17 protein-coding genes are annotated in these 16,205 nt (G+C 62.6%); 8 read left to right on the forward strand and 9 right to left on the reverse strand.

Annotated features, from left to right (window positions below; translation table 11 throughout):
• Positions 1–64: 64 nt before the first annotated feature.
• Positions 65–949 carry an alpha/beta hydrolase gene (locus J2Y48_RS17585; protein WP_310420561.1) on the reverse strand — a complete coding sequence of 295 codons (885 nt, stop codon included), beginning with the start codon at positions 947–949 and terminating at the stop codon, positions 65–67.
• 225 nt (positions 950–1,174) lie between these two features.
• Between J2Y48_RS17585 and parE the strand changes: the two genes are divergently transcribed.
• On the forward strand, positions 1,175–3,247 hold the full coding sequence (gene parE, locus J2Y48_RS17590; protein ID WP_310420563.1) for a DNA topoisomerase IV subunit B: 2,073 nt from the start codon (positions 1,175–1,177) through the stop codon (positions 3,245–3,247).
• A 116-nt stretch (positions 3,248–3,363) separates the two neighbouring features.
• Here parE and J2Y48_RS17595 read toward each other — a convergent pair whose 3' ends face one another.
• Entirely contained in the window at positions 3,364–4,488 is a 1,125-nt protein-coding gene (locus J2Y48_RS17595; protein ID WP_310420565.1) for a DUF2336 domain-containing protein, read from the reverse strand.
• Positions 4,489–4,541: 53 nt separating this feature from the next.
• On the opposite strand from J2Y48_RS17595, the gene J2Y48_RS17600 reads away from it, so the two are divergent.
• Positions 4,542–5,327, forward strand: coding sequence for a hypothetical protein (locus tag J2Y48_RS17600; RefSeq protein ID WP_310420567.1), 786 nt, complete (start codon positions 4,542–4,544; stop codon positions 5,325–5,327).
• Positions 5,328–5,353: 26 nt separating this feature from the next.
• Here J2Y48_RS17600 and J2Y48_RS17605 read toward each other — a convergent pair whose 3' ends face one another.
• The gene (locus J2Y48_RS17605; protein ID WP_310420569.1) at positions 5,354–5,959 is read right to left on the reverse strand and encodes a flavin reductase family protein; all 606 of its coding nucleotides are present in this window, start codon (positions 5,957–5,959) and stop codon (positions 5,354–5,356) included.
• An 11-nt stretch (positions 5,960–5,970) separates the two neighbouring features.
• Positions 5,971–6,555 (reverse strand): nitroreductase, encoded by a 585-nt coding sequence (locus tag J2Y48_RS17610; RefSeq protein WP_310420571.1) that lies wholly within the window; start codon positions 6,553–6,555, stop codon positions 5,971–5,973.
• Positions 6,556–6,710: 155 nt separating this feature from the next.
• Here J2Y48_RS17610 and J2Y48_RS17615 point away from each other — a divergent pair, with 155 nt between their 5' ends.
• Positions 6,711–7,640: a hypothetical protein gene (locus J2Y48_RS17615; RefSeq protein WP_310420871.1), complete on the forward strand. Its 930-nt coding sequence runs from the start codon at positions 6,711–6,713 to the stop codon at positions 7,638–7,640.
• 179 nt (positions 7,641–7,819) lie between these two features.
• Here the strand turns inward: J2Y48_RS17615 and thrS are convergent, their stop codons facing one another.
• On the reverse strand, positions 7,820–9,799 hold the full coding sequence (gene thrS, locus J2Y48_RS17620) for a threonine--tRNA ligase (RefSeq protein ID WP_310420573.1): 1,980 nt from the start codon (positions 9,797–9,799) through the stop codon (positions 7,820–7,822).
• A 218-nt stretch (positions 9,800–10,017) separates the two neighbouring features.
• Between thrS and J2Y48_RS17625 the strand changes: the two genes are divergently transcribed.
• Positions 10,018–10,542: an NUDIX hydrolase gene (locus J2Y48_RS17625; protein ID WP_310420575.1), complete on the forward strand. Its 525-nt coding sequence runs from the start codon at positions 10,018–10,020 to the stop codon at positions 10,540–10,542.
• A complete protein-coding gene (locus J2Y48_RS17630; protein ID WP_310420578.1) occupies positions 10,535–10,969 on the forward strand; it encodes an NUDIX hydrolase in 435 nt (144 codons plus the stop codon). Before J2Y48_RS17625 ends, J2Y48_RS17630 begins: the two co-directional genes overlap by 8 nt.
• On the opposite strand, the gene yidD is transcribed toward J2Y48_RS17630, so the two are convergent.
• Both yidD and J2Y48_RS17640 read right to left on the reverse strand, forming a co-directional pair.
• The gene (gene yidD / locus J2Y48_RS17635; RefSeq protein ID WP_310420580.1) at positions 10,966–11,313 is read right to left on the reverse strand and encodes a membrane protein insertion efficiency factor YidD; all 348 of its coding nucleotides are present in this window, start codon (positions 11,311–11,313) and stop codon (positions 10,966–10,968) included. The genes J2Y48_RS17630 and yidD overlap by 4 nt on opposite strands.
• A 152-nt stretch (positions 11,314–11,465) precedes the next feature.
• Entirely contained in the window at positions 11,466–11,909 is a 444-nt protein-coding gene (locus J2Y48_RS17640; protein ID WP_310420582.1) for an iron-sulfur cluster assembly scaffold protein, read from the reverse strand.
• A 344-nt stretch (positions 11,910–12,253) separates the two neighbouring features.
• Between J2Y48_RS17640 and folE the strand changes: the two genes are divergently transcribed.
• The 3 genes from folE to J2Y48_RS17655 all read left to right on the forward strand — a co-directional run bounded on the left by folE (position 12,254) and on the right by J2Y48_RS17655 (position 14,720).
• Positions 12,254–12,871: a GTP cyclohydrolase I FolE gene (gene folE, locus J2Y48_RS17645; protein WP_310420585.1), complete on the forward strand. Its 618-nt coding sequence runs from the start codon at positions 12,254–12,256 to the stop codon at positions 12,869–12,871.
• A 24-nt stretch (positions 12,872–12,895) separates the two neighbouring features.
• Entirely contained in the window at positions 12,896–13,348 is a 453-nt protein-coding gene (gene hisI, locus J2Y48_RS17650; protein ID WP_310420587.1) for a phosphoribosyl-AMP cyclohydrolase, read from the forward strand.
• A 418-nt stretch (positions 13,349–13,766) separates the two neighbouring features.
• A complete protein-coding gene (locus J2Y48_RS17655) occupies positions 13,767–14,720 on the forward strand; it encodes a patatin-like phospholipase family protein (protein ID WP_310420589.1) in 954 nt (317 codons plus the stop codon).
• Positions 14,721–14,813: 93 nt separating this feature from the next.
• Here J2Y48_RS17655 and J2Y48_RS17660 read toward each other — a convergent pair whose 3' ends face one another.
• Positions 14,814–15,242 carry a CBS domain-containing protein gene (locus J2Y48_RS17660; protein WP_310420591.1) on the reverse strand — a complete coding sequence of 143 codons (429 nt, stop codon included), beginning with the start codon at positions 15,240–15,242 and terminating at the stop codon, positions 14,814–14,816.
• Positions 15,243–15,413: 171 nt separating this feature from the next.
• Complete coding sequence (locus J2Y48_RS17665) at positions 15,414–16,160, reverse strand: rhomboid family intramembrane serine protease (protein ID WP_310420593.1); 747 nt, start codon at positions 16,158–16,160, stop codon at positions 15,414–15,416.
• Positions 16,161–16,205: the final 45 nt, after the last annotated feature.

Here is a 16,205-nt window from a genome sequence, read left to right on the forward strand (position 1 = left end):
AGCAAATCCGCGCGATCAATGTAAGGGCAAAGCGCAGCCGCCGCGCGCGCCGCACTCTGGGACCTTACTGCGCCAGGATCCAGTTCAGCGTCTCGCGCCAGTCCGTCATTCGAACCGGCGTGCCGTGCGATCCGGTTCGAAACAGAACGAACTGCGTGGGGATGCCGGCTTTCAGGAGCCCGCGGAACAGTGCGATCTGGTCGTCCGCAGCGTAAACCTTGTCGCGGTCGCCGTGGGTGAAATAGATCGGCAGCTTCGCATTGTAGGCGGCACTGTCGGCATAGTTCGGATCGGCAGCCCCACCCATGATGACCATACCGGCCAAGTCCTGCACCGCCTCGGCATCGCGCGCGATCTGCCAGCAGATGAAGCTGCCCATCGAGGCGCAGGATAGGACGACGGGCGCGCCGGGCGAGTTTCGCCGCGCTTCCGCGATGAGACCGGCAATGGGTGCGGCTCCTTTCTCGTCGAAGCTTTTGACGGTTGCGGAGTAGTAAACGCCACCATTGCGCATCGCGAGGTTCTTCAGCCTATTGAAGTTGCCGCCAAAGCTCCAGTCGTTGTTGCCGAGCCTTCGGTCCCCGCCGCGGCCGTGGATGAAGATCACGGTGAAGGCGGCTCCGTTCTGCCGTCCGGTCACCGCCACGTCGATCGGCCCGCCCGGCGTATCGAGCGTCAGGTTTTCCTGTTCGCGCTTAACGGCGGTGGAAACGTAAGGCGCCTTGGCGCGTCGCTCCGGCACCTGATCGCGACCGTTGATGTCGCGCATTTCCTGGTAGTCGATCACGCGCAACGCACCGCCATCGGAGGTTTCGAGTACCGCGGGATAAGAGAAAAGCTCGTCCTTCCAGGGCTGCAATGCTGCCGCCATCGCCGTGTACGGTAAGGCGGAAAGCAGGATTGCGGCCAGAACAAGCCGTGCGCGGCAATGAATTGTGGACTGAGGCATCAAGTCTGGCTCCCTTGGGCCGGCAAGTCTTGCCATTCCGGGCCTCGCGGCGCAATCCTCGCCGGAAATTTGATCGGCGCGCGGAAACCTCGAAAGAGAACGAATCGCGAAACCAGTCAAGTTCTGGCAGACTTGCAGTGATTCGCCGGACCGATGCGAAGCCTTGCAATTGCCAGCCAACTCGGCCTATTTCGAGGCCAACCCGGAACAAAGTCTGAACGCCCGATGGACGATAACAACGATCTTTTCGCAAACGTCGAAAGCACGCCCAAACCTGCGGCAGCTGCCGCAGCACCACGTCCCGAGAAGCCGACTGCGGCGGCAGCAGCGCCAGCGGCAACGCGTTCGGCTCCGGCATCAGGCGACGGCGGAAACTACGATGCATCAGCGATCCGCGTCCTCGAAGGGCTCGAACCGGTCCGCATGCGTCCTGGCATGTATATCGGCGGCACGGACGAGAAAGCGCTGCACCACCTCTTTGCCGAGGTGATCGACAACGCGATGGACGAGGCCGTCGCCGGCCATGCCAACTTCATTGAGGTGAACCTCGACGCCGACGGCTTCTTGACCGTCACGGACAATGGTCGCGGCATTCCGGTGGAAAACCATCCGCAGATGCCGGGCAAGTCCACGCTCGAGGTCATCCTGACGGTGCTACACGCCGGCGGCAAATTCGACGGCAAGGCCTACGAGACCTCGGGCGGTCTGCACGGCGTCGGCGTCTCCGTCGTCAATGCGCTTTCCGACCACCTCGAGGTCGAAGTCGCCCGCAACCGCAAGCTCTACCGCCAGCGCTTTTCGCGCGGCGTTGCGCAGGGGCCACTGGAAGAGGTCGGCGACGTGCAGAACCGTCGCGGCACGAAGGTGCGGTTCCATCCGGACCCGGAGATCTTCGGCCCGCACGCCCATTTTGACCCGGGGCGCGTGTTCCGCATGGCCCGCTCCAAGGCCTATCTCTTCGGCGGCGTCGAGATCCGCTGGAGTTGCGACCCGTCGCTCTTGCAGGAGGGCTCGGAGACGCCGGACAAGGCCGTCTTTCATTTTCCGGGCGGCCTGAAGGACTATCTGCAAGCCAACCTCGGCAAGGAATACACCGTCACGCGCGAGATCTTCGCCGGCAAGACGGAGAAATCCGGCGGCCACGGGGCGCTCGAATGGGCGGTCACCTGGTATGGCGGCGATTCGCTCATCCACTCCTATTGCAACACGATCCCGACCGGAGACGGCGGCACGCATGAGGCCGGCCTTCGCATCGCCCTGACCAAGGGTCTGAAGAACTACGCCGAGCTGACGCAGAACAAGCGTGCATCCGTCATCACCACTGACGACGTGATGATTTCGGCCGTCGGCATGCTGTCGGTGTTCATCCGCGAACCGGAATTCGTCGGCCAGACCAAGGACAAGCTTGCCACAGTCGAAGCCCAGCGCATCGTCGAGAACGCGCTGCGCGACCCGTTCGACCACTACCTCGCCGACAACCCCGCCGAAGCAGCCAAGCTGCTCGAATGGGTCATCGAACGCGCCGAAGAGCGCCTTCGCCGCCGCAAGGAAAAGGAAGTCAGCCGCAAGACGGCGGTGCGCAAGCTGCGCCTGCCCGGCAAGCTGGCCGACTGTTCGCAGAATTCCGCCGATGGCGCAGAGCTCTTCATCGTCGAGGGCGATTCGGCCGGTGGCTCCGCCAAGCAGGCCCGCAATCGCGCCAACCAGGCGATCCTGCCGCTGCGCGGCAAGATCTTGAACGTCGCCAGCGCCGGCCGCGAAAAGCTTGGCGCCAACCAGCAGATCGCCGACCTGATCCAGGCTCTGGGCTGCGGGACGCGGTCGAAGTATCGCGAAGAAGACCTGCGCTATGAGCGCGTCATCATCATGACCGACGCCGACGTCGACGGGGCGCACATAGCCACGCTGCTGATAACCTTTTTCTACCAGGAGATGCCGGACCTGATCCGCGGCGGGCACCTCTATCTCGCCGTGCCGCCGCTCTATCGCATCAGCCAGGGTGCCAAAGTGGGCTATGCCCGCGACGACGCCCATCGCGAGGAACTGATGCGCACGGTATTTGCCGGCCGCGGCAAGGTCGAGATCGGCCGCTTCAAAGGCCTCGGCGAGATGCTACCGGCGCAATTGAAGGAAACGACGATGGATCCGCGCAAGCGCACGCTTCTCAAGGTCGAGGTCGATGACGTCGATTTCGAGGGCACACGTGAGGCCGTGGACAACCTGATGGGAACGAAGGCCGACGCCCGCTTCCGCTTCATCCAGGAACGCGCCGCCTTCGCCGAAAACATCGACATCTGAGCTCGTCCACCGTCACAGCGCGGCCGACGCGGTTGATCGAATCGCAACCAGGCGAACGATCCAAGGGAAATATGATCACCGCGCCATAACGAGGCGGTATAAAAAACCGGCGGAAGTCAGGCGGCGACTTGCGCCTGCAAGGCAAAGGCCCGCGCGGATTGACGCTGTTCGGCGCGCGAAAATCCTTCGATCATCTCCAGCAACTCCCGCGAGGCGCCGCTGCCCGCCTCACCGGCGCGAGCCGCAAGCCGCGCGGACACGGTGGCCGGCGCCGCGCCACGCCTGGCGTCCTTGCGCCAGAGCAGCACCGCATCGGCAAACAGGGCGCTGACATCACGCCCCAGGCCCGAGGCCTCGAACAAGGCCCGAATGGCGGCCTGACGGCCGTCGGCCAGGATCGACCGGACGCGACGTTCCTGCTGACCGGACAGGTTGGCGATGGCGGAGGCAAAGAACTCGATGCGCCCCGCGCAAAGGGCCTGCATCAGGAACAGCGGGGTGAGACGACCGCAGACGCGAAGGTGCTCCACCAGTTGGTCGACTTCCCCGGCTTCGGCTTGGGCCGCCAAACCGATCGTCGCGACATCGCAAGCCTCGCGCGTGACGCGTTGCACGCGGCTCGTTCCGATCGCGGCCTGCACCAGAAAAGAACCAGCCAGCGCCGTTCCGACCTTCTCGACAAGCGCGTGCCGGGCGTCGCTGGGAAGATCTTCCCGCTCCAGGAGCAGGGCCCGGACCTCCGCATCGTCGCCGTGCCGCTCGCAAATCCGCTTCAGGCTCCGCTTCGACAGCGGGGCGCCGTCATTCGCCAGTAAGGTCAGCACGTCGAACACGCTGCCGACCTCGATCAGAGCCGCGCAGACTGCCCGCGACAGTTCGGGGCGGTGGGCAATCAGCGACCGCGTGACGTCGCCGCCCTTGGCGGCAAGATCGACAAAGTCGGCCTCCGTCAGCACCTGCGAACGCAGAATGACCTGTGCCGCGATCTCGGGCTGGTCCTCCGCCAGTGGCACGATCACCGTGCGGGGCGCGTCTGCGCAGTCGGCGAGCGCCTCGGCCAGCGCCAGCCGCACCTTCGGCGCGGGGTCGTCGAGCAGGAAAAGCATCGCCATCTCGGCGGCTTTGCGCTCGTCATGGCCGATGGATCCGCTGGCATAGGCCCTGGCGAGCGCACCTGCAGCCCTCGCCCGGTCGCTGGTCTTTGCGGTTTGAGCCCATCTGAGAAAGGCGTGGATGATCACGTGGCGCCCCAATGATTCAGAGTCTATCTGCGATGGGTCAAGGCTAGCCACAAATGGTTTACGATTGGTTCACCATGTTTATTAACCGCCATCCCGCCCGAAACGCGGCGCCGAAGAAGCTGGTTCTCCGTCCAGTCCGTTCCGGGAAAACTCCGGCACATTGCAGACGACGGCCAGCGGACCTAAAAGGAAACATGCCAAAATCGTTTCACTCGTTGCTGCTTGTCGACAAAGACGCCCCACCAGACGGCGGCGGTGCCGATGCGGTGCTGTGCAGTGCGTCGCTGGCACCGCGCTTGCCCCCCGGAATCGGCATCTTCTTCACGCTGCCGGACGAGGATGAGCGGACCCTTCGTTCGCTCATCCGGCTCGTTCCGACCGGTGTCGTCCTGACGAATTGCCATGCAGGCGCCGATGTCCAGAGGCTGGACGTGCTGCTGTCCGTCGCCGAAGCCGAGGAAGGGGTAACGGAAGGAACGACGCGCATCTTGGCCTTCACCGACGGCCTCCTGCCGCCGCCACTTTCAGAAGCCGGTTTCTGCCGAAAATCGCAGCGACTGCACGGCCTGGTCTGGGACTGGCGCGCGCTGGCGCAAACACTGGGGGCCGCACGGCATCAGGAGGCGGACGGCCGCTGGACAGATGCGTTCGCCCGGGCCCGCGCTGCCACCTTGATAGCGGCGAAGGCGGCCGGTGTTTGTGCCTATGACGTCACCCCGAATCCTGTCGGCTGGGACTTTTTAAGCCAATGCCAGGCGGCACGAGCCGACGGCTTCGATGGCCGCGTAACTGTTGAGCCTGGACAAATTGCGGCAATCAATGCGGCGTTCAAGGCCTAGGCCTGACGGGCCTCGGCGCAAAAGCGCTATCGGCGTGTTGGACGCATCATCTCGAACACGTCGCCGGCATCACAATAGTCCATGTAGCCCATGCGTCCGATCGGCCGGGCGACCGACATGTCGAAACGGCCGTCCCGCACGGCTTCGTCCTTGATGTGGATGCCGACCACCTGGCCGAAGACAACCCAGTTTTCCGACGGCAGCCCATCCAAACCGCGCGGCCGCATCACCTCGGTCATCCGGCATTCAAGCGCGGCGAAGGCTTCGGCGACCAGGGGCGCGTCAACGAGCCGCGCCGGCATCGGGGTCAATCCAGCGATCTCGAATTCGCTCTCGCCGTAGTCTGCGGGAATCGATGTCATGTTCATCTGGTCGGCCAGGCTGCGACTGGCGAAACTGCAGGTAAAGACTCCGGTCTCCTCGATATTCCGAACGCTGTGCTTGTGGCCGCTCGAAGAGAACATCACCAGCTTGGGCTTGTCGCTGATGGCGTTGAAAAAGGAATAGGGCGCGAGATTCAGACTTCCGTCCGCGCCCTTCGTGCCGATCCAGCCGATCGGCCGTGGCGACACGATCGCCTTGAACGGATCATGGCTCAAACCATGTGCGTTGGTCGCCGTGTCGTAAAACATATCCCCTTCCCTCAGTCAGGCTCCCCGACCCAGGACACGATCTCCTTGAGATCCGGACGCGGCCGCTCGGTCGGCGGAACCATCGCGGTGCCGATGTGAATGAAGCCGGCAATCTTCTCGCCCGGCTTGACGCCGAGCACCGGATAGGCGCGCTCGTCGAAAGCGTACCATTCCGTCAGCCAGTTGGAGGCGAACCCATGGGCGTTGGCCGCCATCAGCAGATTGAGGCACACGGCACCGGCCGACATCAGCTGTTCCCATTCGGGGATCTTCACGTGTGGTGCCGCGGTGCTGACGACAGCCACCACGACCGGGGCACGCGAAAGCCGCGTGTTTTCAACAGCAATCATTTCCGCCGAAAGATCAGGCTTGTCCGCAATGGCTATCTTGAAGAGTTCGGCGCTTATGCGTTCACGTTCGCTGCCGCGATAGACGATGAAGCGCCAGGGCGCCAGCTTGCCGTGGTCGGGCACGCGCGAGGCAAGGCGCAGCATCGATTCGACTTCCGCTTGGCCTGGTCCCGGCGATGCCATCTGAAAGGCCGGGATGGAGCGACGGTTGGAAAGATAGTCGAAAAGTCTGATATCGGTTTTCATCTAAGGGAAGTTCCACTAACGTGCGGCCGTCGGGCGGCCATCAAATTGCCATGTGCCGGGCATTCAAGTGGAGCCAACGAGTCAGGAAGTCAACCTTCGCCATGCCCACCCAACGCCTTTCCGCTTTTGCCGGAACACTCTCTCTTTGCGCCTGCATGGCAGTGGCCAGCGCCGCGCTCGCCCAGGATACGCTGGAGAGTTTTTCGCAGATCACGACACCGAAGAAGAGCGGCAAGCTGACGTCCTTCAATCCCCTCGTCACCGGCGAGTCCGAGCCGCAGAATCTGCGCGACGTCAACTGCGACGCCCTGCTGACCGAAGACGGCTCGCCGATGCAGCACGGTCTTAGCTGGCGCATTTTCTCGCCCATCCCGGGTGCCGACGGCAAACTGCCGCTGCTGGCAACGTCCGAGGGCGGTTCGGCGGCGTTCCGGCTGGTTCCTGGCGAATACTTCGTCAATGTCGCGTTCGGCCGTGCCGCGGCCACCAAGAAGCTGCTGGTGCCAGAATCAGGCTCCGTTGAGAAACAGGTCATGGTGCTGGATGCAGGCGGCATCACCCTGAACGCCGTCTCCGGCTCGGATGTGCGCATTCCGCCGAACGACCTCACCTTCTCGATCTACGCATCGGAGGTCGGCGAGGACGGCGAGCGCAGCCTCATCGCACCAGATGTAAAGCCGAACACGGTGGTTCGCCTCAACGCCGGCACCTATCACGTCGTCTCCGACTACGGCACCGTCAATGCGGTGATTCGCGCCGATATCCAGGTCGAGGCCGGCAAGCTGATCCAGGCGACCATCCAGCACCGGGCGGCGCAGCTGACACTCAAGCTCGTTTCCGAAGAAGGCGGCGAGGCGATCGCTGATACGGCCTGGTCGATCCTGACATCCTCCGGCGACGTGGTCAGCGAAAGTGTCGGGGCCTTTCCGACACTCGTGCTCGCCGAAGGTCAATATACGGCCGTGGCCCGCAACAAGAAGCAGATCTACCAGCGCGACTTTACGGTCACGGCCGGGCAGAACACCGACGTGGAGGTGCTCTTGACGGAGAACCCCGACCAGCAGGCGCAGGTAATAACTGACTGATTGAGTGCGTCATTTCCCGCCGGATCGGATGGCCACCCGCGTGAACGACGCGGTCGTTTCCCGGAACTCTTGATGGATGCTCGTGTCCGATCCAGATCCTGCGGAACGACCTGAAATCCCAATAACGGCTGTAATCAGGCTCCACCTTCGTGACGAAGGCGGAGCCTGTACGCGTTGCTTCAGGCAATAACGCGGGTTGCCTTCCGTTTCAGGTCCGGCGCCGTCGCCTCGTCCGTCAAGGCTGCGATCGCCTCGTCGAGCGACAGCGACGTCTGGTTCTGCGAGCCGAGCCGGCGGATGTTGACCGTCCGCTCCTCGGCTTCACGCTTGCCGCAGACGATGATGACCGGGACCTTGGTCACGGAGTGTTCGCGGACCTTGTAGTTGATCTTCTCGTTGCGAAGGTCGGTTTCGACCGCCAGGCCGGCGTCACGCAACTGCTCGGCCACGTCGCGGGCGTAGTCGTCCGCTTCCGAGGTGATCGTGGCGACCACCACCTGCAGCGGCGAGATCCACAGCGGCATGTGCCCGGCGAAGTTCTCGATCAGGATGCCGAGGAAGCGTTCCATCGATCCGCAGACGGCACGGTGAATCATCACCGGCTGGCGCTTCTCGGAAGCCTGGTCGATGTAGAACGCGCCGAAGCGCTCCGGCAGGTTGAAGTCGACCTGGGTCGTGCCGCACTGCCATTCGCGGCCGATCGCGTCCTTCAGCGTGTATTCGAACTTCGGGCCGTAGAACGCGCCCTCGCCCGGCAGGATGCCGGTCTTGATCTTGCCGCCGGACTGCGCCTCGATCTGCTTCAGCACGTCCATCATGACGGCCTCGGCGCGATCCCACAGCTCGTCGGAACCGACACGCTTCTCCGGCCGGGTCGACAGCTTGACCACCACCTCGGAGAAGCCGAAGTCCTCGTAGACCGACAGGATCAGGTCGTTGATGCGCAGGCACTCGGCCGCCATCTGCTCGTCGGTGCAGAAGACGTGCGCATCGTCCTGGGTGAAGCCGCGCACGCGCATCAAACCATGCAGCGCGCCGGACGGCTCGTAGCGGTGGACGTTGCCGAATTCCGCAAGCCGGACGGGAAGTTCGCGGTAGGATTTCAAGCCATGCTTGAAGATCTGTACGTGCCCCGGGCAGTTCATCGGCTTCAGCGCGAAGACGCGGTCGTCGTCGGTGTCGTCGCCGGCAACGGTCACCTTGAACATGTTGTCGCGGTACCAGCCCCAGTGGCCGGAGGTTTCCCAGAGCGACTTGTCCAGCACCTGCGGCGCATTCACTTCCTGATAGGTGTTGGCGAGACGACGGCGCATATAGGCGACCAGCGTCTGGAACATCCGCCAGCCCTTGCCGTGCCAGAAGACCACGCCCGGACCTTCCTCCTGGAAGTGGAACAGGTCCATCTCACGGCCGAGGCGGCGATGGTCGCGCTTCTCGGCCTCGGCAAGGATATGCAGGTAGTTGTCGAGTTCTTCCTGGGTATGCCAGGCAGTGCCGTAGATGCGGGTCAGCATCGGGTTGTTGCTGTCGCCGCGCCAGTAGGCGCCGGCCACCTTCATCAGCTTGAAGGCGGTGCCGATCTGGCCGGTCGAGGCCATGTGCGGGCCGCGGCAGAGGTCGAACCAGTCGCCCTGATAGTAGATCTTCAGGTCCTGGCCTTCGGGAATCGCGTCGACGAGCTCGACCTTGTAGGCCTCGCCCTTGGCGGCAAAGACTTCCTTCGCCTTCTCGCGCGACCAGATCTCCTTGGTGAACGGCTTGTTGCGGGCGATGATCTCCTTCATCCGCTTTTCGATCTTCGGCAGATCGTCGGGCGTGAAGGGCTCGTCCTTGGCGAAGTCGTAGTAGAAACCGTTCTCGATCACCGGACCGATGGTCACCTGCGTTCCCGGCCAAAGCTCCTGCACGGCTTCCGCCATCACGTGTGCGGCGTCGTGGCGGATCAGCTCGAGCGAGCGCGCGTCGTCGCGGGTGACTATCTCGATGCGGCCTTCAGCGACCGGATCGGACAAGTCGCGCAGCTCACCGTCGAGCGCAATCGCAACCGCCTTCTTGGCCAGTGACTTGGAGATCGACTCGGCCACGTCGCGGCCGGTCGCGCCCGCGGCGAATTCGCGGAAAGAGCCATCGGGAAATGTGAGAGAAACAGTATTCGACATCATGAACTCCTATCCAGTCCCGCCAACGAATGCGGGTGGTTTCTGCGGGTCGGATCAACCGACGGATTCCTCGTTTACCTATTGTCTAAGTGGGCACAATGCAATCGCTGAAGTCCAGCGAGGACGCGTGAAGTAGACAGAGCGGCTCCTTGCGCCCAGGCGCCATCCATGATTGCATGTCGCGAAAATCGCAATCTACGCAGAAATCGATACCGGTCATGTGGAACACGATACAGAACTTCGTCACCGACTATTTCGTGCCCATCATCAGCTTTATAGGCACGGTGGTAGGCTTGGCTCTCGCGTTTTCTCCGTGGCTGCGCAACAAGCTGAAACCCGGACCTGGTCGGGGGCAAACGAGAACCGCTGCTGCAATCGTTTATCGCGGTAACGAAGTCCTTATGGTCAAGCGAAGGGGGCGTGGCGAACCGCTAAAGTGGTATTTCCCCTCCGGTCATGTTAAAGGTGGAGAAGCTCCAGCGATCAGAGCATTGCAGGAGGTTCGGGATGAAACCGGCATCGAATGCCGCCACGAAAAGGATCTCGGAGAACGCAGCCACCCCGACACCGGCGTTTACATGTACTATTTTGCCTGCTCCTATAGCTCTGGCAAGGCAGCCAATCTGGACCCAAAGGAAAACGAGAGCGTGGCTTGGGTTCCCGCCAAAGAAGCAGCGCAACGCATCGAGACCGACGTTTTTGAGCCAGTGAGAGAATTCCTGCAGGAAGTGGCGAATGGCTGATAACAAGAACGATAAACTTCACCCTGACGTGGCGCTGGCCGTCGTTGTGGACGAAGACCGCGTACTCGTTCTGAAGCGGCGCAACGACGATGAACTATCTTGGGTTTTTCCGGGTGGAAAAGTTGCGCCGGGAGAGACGCCGGAGAACGCTGCAAAGCGGGAACTCTTTGAAGAGGCTGGTATCCGCTGTGATGTGAGCCACGCCATCGGTACAAGGGTACATCCCGACACAAAACGGGTCGTTGAATATTTCCTCTGCGTTCCGGAAGATCCCAAACCTCAATTGCGGGAACCTCGTTTGTTCTCCGATATGTCGTGGATGACGGTGAACGAACTGGAAGCGTCCATCGACACGAATCTGTACCCGCCAATCAAGACCGCTATAGCCTGCAACGCCCGCAAGCACGGGAAATCCGGGCTGTCTTAATGCCACAGCCGCCATGGCGCCCACCAGGAGAGCCGCGCGGCCAGGTGCTCCGGAACAGGATCGAAGCCCGAGGTGCCGCCCGGTCCGCAGCGGACAACGCGAAAAAGGGTCATCCACCCGCCGCGCCAAAGGCCATGGCGGGCGATCGCCTCGTAACCGTATTCCGAGCAGGTCGGCAGGTGCCGGCAGGAATTGCCGATGAAGCCGGACAGCGTCAGTTGATAGAGGCGGACAAAGCCCATGCCGAGCAATCGTCCCGGGGTTTTGGCGAAGGGTCCGGACCAGTTGCGGCCGCGATATCGTGGGCGGTCGGAGGTGTGGTCGCAGTCGGGGGCGTTACACATGCCGCGACACCTCCGTCATGCCGGCCTCGAGCCGGCATCCAGCAGCGCCGCGCCGGCGGCGCAAAGGTCTCGTCTGCTTTCAAGGGCGTGAGCGCGCCGGATCCCGGCGCTCCGGCCGGGATGACGGAAAGGCAGGCTTGCAAAGCCCCCCTTCACCCCACTGTCTCCAGCCGCTTTGCCTCGATCTGGCCGATCGCGTCGACGACGGCATCGAAGGTCAACATCGTCGAGGCGTGCCGGGCCTTGTAGTCGCGCACCGGACGCAGGAAGCGCATGTCCTCGAAGCGTCCGTTCGGCCCCTCGCCGTCGGCCTTGAGCATTGCCAGCATATCCTCGCGCGCCTGGCGCACCTCCCCAGCGGTCGCGCCGATCACGTGGCGGGCCATGATCGAAGACGAGGCCTGGCCGAGTGCGCACGCCTTCACGTCATGCGCGAAATCGCTGATCCGGTCGCCGTCCATCTTCAGCCAGATCCGCACCCGCGAACCACAGAGTTTCGAGTGCGCGGCGGCCTCCGCGTCGGCGTTGTCCAGCGTTCCGATCCGCGGAATATTGCCTGCAAAATCAAGAATGCGGCTGTTGTAGATATCGTCCATCGGACTTTGCTATTTCCCTGCCTCGGTTGCTGTCTTGCGCGATTTTGCTCCAGCCGGGCACAATTTTCCAGCGCGGCCGTTAAAAAAGCACTCGGTGTCGCCCCTGGCCTCTTCCACAGCCATCGGCCGATACTATATGCTATGTCGTGTTGGGGCGACCGTTTTGCAATGCCGAAAGGTCGCCTGTTGTTTGGGAAACCGTGCCGGACGATCGAGTGCACTGAGAAGCCGAGATCTGAAAGCCCCGGAGCCCGCCAACGGAACCCAAGCCTGCAGGGTTAGGCGAATGGCCAGTGGCGAGTCCGACATTGACGCGAGTCAACCTGCAGAAAGGCCATGGATACATGGACGCCGTAATAAAGAATTTTCCGGTCGGCGACGACAAGTCCGGCCGCCCCTCGCAGAAGGAGGCGGAGGAAGCCGTTCGCGTGCTGCTGCGCTGGGCCGGCGACGATCCGGAGCGCGAGGGCCTGCTGGACACGCCGTCCCGCGTGGCAAAGGCCTACCGCGAGCTATTTTCCGGCTATGACCTCGACCCCGAGGAAGTACTGGGTCGCACCTTCGAGGAAGTGGCGGGCTACGACGACATCGTGCTCGTCAAGGACATCCCGTTCTATTCGCACTGCGAGCACCATATGGTGCCGATCATCGGTCGCGCCCATGTCGCCTATCTGCCGGCCGGCCGCGTGCTGGGACTTTCCAAGATCGCGCGCGTGGTCGAGATCTATGGCCGCCGGCTGCAGACGCAGGAAACGATGACGGCACAGATCGCCAACGCCATCGACGAGACACTTCGTCCGCGCGGCGTCGCCGTCATGATCGAGGCCGAGCACATGTGCATGGCGATGCGCGGCATCCAGAAGCAGGGTTCGACGACGCTGACGACCACCTTCACCGGTGCCTTCAAGGGCGAGCCGGCCGAACAGGTTCGTTTCATGACCATGATCCGGGGTCGCGGCTGAGGCCGCCGGCCCGCTCAACCGTGAATGGCGATGCAGTTTCACACCCCCTCCACCGACAAGACCGAACTGGAAACCGGCAAGACCTTTACGCCGCGCTTCGATGAACACGGCCTCGTGACGGCCGTCGTCACCGACGCCCGCGACGGCGAGCTCCTGATGGTCGCGCACATGAATGCCGAGGCGCTCGCGCTCACGATCGAGACCGGCATTGCCCATTACTGGAGCCGTTCGCGCAAGGCACTGTGGAAGAAGGGCGAGACGTCCGGAAACCTGCAGACGGTCGTCGAGCTGCGCACCGACTGCGACCAGGATGCGGTTTGGCTGAAGGTCTCGGTGGCCGGGCACGACGCCACCTGCCACACGGGGCGGCGCTCCTGCTTCTATCGCACCGTCGCCCGCAGCGGTGGCGAAGCACAGCTCACCGTCGCCGACGATCGCATCCAGTTCGATCCGAACGATATCTACGGCAAGAAATAGCGCCAACGCTTAAACGCGTTCGCAATCCGGACGAGTTCATCAATTGGCAACGGATTGGGTTCGTAATGTCTCCGACGCGCCGGCGGCGCGGACACAATCAACCTGCGTGGTGCTTGTGAGCCGATTTCGGCCTCCGGCAACGCGCTGGACGGAAGACAGCCATGGCAGCCGATTTACATGACCACGCGCCGATATTTCCCGGTTGGTCTAATTCGATATTTTCCTGCGGATTATTGCCCGCTTGCCCTGACTACACCTTATTGATGAGCCAAAGCCAACTGTATTGCCTCAACGAGGCAGTTTGCGTTCATCCCGAGCCCGGTGCCACGACGCCCTCTTTGCATTATTCTTTGCAAAGAGGTGAGACGGCTGGGGAACTCATGCGCGTGTCAAATCTTCTCCACATCGGAGGGCCGTCATGTTGAACTGGAGTTTCAGCCGAAGCACGGCGGGTACGTCTGATCCGGGTGATCCGTCCGTCAACAGCCTGCCTCCGCCTGCCCCTACCGTCGACACCCGCGCACGGATCGCGCTGGCGCTCGGTGGTGGCGCGGCGCGTGGATGGGCGCATATCGGCGTGTTGCGCGCACTCGACGAGGAGAAGATCGACGTCAGCATGATCGCGGGCACCTCCATCGGGGCCCTGGTCGGCGGGTGCTACCTGGCCGGCAAGCTCGACGAGCTGGAAGGCTTCGCCCGGTCGCTCACCATGCGCCGGCTTGCCAGCCTGCTCGACTTCACGATCCGCGGCAGCGGCCTGTTCGGCGGCATGCGCCTGACACGGCGCATGCAGGAGCATCTGGAAAATCTCTCGATCGAGTCCCTCGGCCGACCCTTCGTCGCGGTGGCGACCGAGATCAACAGCGGCCACGAGGTCTGGATCGGTGGCGGCTCCCTCATCACGGCGATCCGTGCGTCCTACGCCCTGCCCGGCATTTTCGAGCCGATCAAGTGCAACGGCCGCACGCTGGTCGACGGGGCGCTGGTCAACCCGGTGCCCGTGTCCGTCTGCCGTGCCTATGAGCAGCCGCTCGTCGTTGCCGTGAACCTGAACTACGACCTCTACGGCCGCTCCGCGGTCATCAAGCATGTCGCGAGCGCGCAGCCAGTGGATACGGCTGCACGACAAGAGAGCGGTGCGGCGCGCCTCGGATTGACCGGCGTGATGGTGCAGTCGTTCAACATCATCCAGGACCGCATCGCCCGTGCACGCCTGGCCGGCGACCCGCCGGATCTGGCCCTGCATCCGCGCTTGAGCGACATCGGATTGTCCGAATTTCATCGCGCCGGAGAAGCCATCGACCGGGGCTATGTCGAGACCAAGTCGAAAATCGCCGAGATCAAGCGCATGCAGGAAGCGCTTGTACGATAGCCGTCCGCGCGCTGGCTTTCTCGCCGTCCAACACCATGCAACTCCGCCTGCCCCAGTCGGGCACGCCAGACGCTAATTGTTTTTCAGCCCGGCTCAGCGGGAAATGTAGGCTTTGATTTCTTCCGCTTCACGTTCGATCGAGCGAATATGGGCCTTGACGACGTCACCGATCGAAATGATCCCCACGAGGCGGCCGTCCATCTCCACCGGAATGTGACGTGCGCGCAGCCTGCTCATCATCTCCATGATCTCTTCCACGGTGGTGTTTTCTCCGCACCGATGGACGTTGCCCCACATCACCGAGGAAATAGGCCTATCCAGACAATCGGCCCCGCTCTTGGCGACTGCGGCGACGATGTCGCGCTCCGTCAGGATGCCTGCGATCCGATCATTTCGGTCGACGACAACGATGGCTCCGATGTGATTGTCTCGCAGATAGACGGCAGCTTGACGAACTGTAAGTTGCGGACCGGCGGTAACGACATTGCGGCCCTTTTCGTCAAGGATGGACTTTACATACATGCCTTCCTCCTGTGCAGCGTGATGCAGAGTGGCAGGAAATCCGACAGGAGTGCCCTGCCAGAAGAAGGTCCGCCAAAGGGGCCTCCCTTATGTTCCGGCCTGCACGCGCAAACCGGGAAGTCATGGTGCGCCACGAGACCAGCGAATGCAAGTCCGCCTATTGAACGGCCGTTAGCTCGGCTGGCGCGGCGCCTCACCTTCGGTCCGAAGACCATCGAACAGCGGAAAGCAGAAGAAACCGAACAGAAAACCGCCGATATGCGCTTCCCAGGCAATGGTTGCGCCGTCGGTGCCGCCAAAGAGCTGCCCGAACCCGATTGCGAAGTTGGTCAGAAACCAGATGGCCGAAAAAACCAGGACCGAACGATTCGACAGGGATTGGCGCACAGACAGCAAGCGGTTGTGGTGGGCGAACTGGCGGCTGATGCGACCGCTTGGCGAAAAGACGAAGCGCGCGGCGGCGCCCATCAGGCCGGAAACAACGCCTGATGCGCCGATGACGACAACCATCTCCCCCCAATGCAAGGCGCAATGGAGGGCAACCGACGCTGCGGCCGACAGACACCAGAAAAGGATGAAGCGCAGGGGACCGATGCGACGGACGACAGGTGCGCCGAAGGCCACCATCCAGAACCCGTTGAACAGCAGGTGCTCCCAACTGCCGTGCAGAAACGAATAGGTCACCGGTGTCCAGATCCACGCCCAATCCGCCGCCATCAGTTGGGGCACATATCGGGCAGAGATGAAGGCGAATTTCAGAAGCACCCACTCGTCCGCTTCAAGCGAAAGCAGATAGGTGCGGACAACATGGATGAATGTGAGGATCGACAGCGCAAGGACCAGGCTTCCGGGCAGATTGAATGCAGGTTCCCGCTTGCGGGCCGCTCCGGGCAAAACGTCCTTGCTGTCAGTATCCATCGTATCCGCCGCTTCCCGGAAGGTGAGAACTGCGGCGTTTATACA

Origin of the sequence: Mycoplana sp. BE70 (assembly GCF_031455855.1) — a bacterium.
In the GTDB taxonomy this organism is placed as follows: domain Bacteria; phylum Pseudomonadota; class Alphaproteobacteria; order Rhizobiales; family Rhizobiaceae; genus Mycoplana.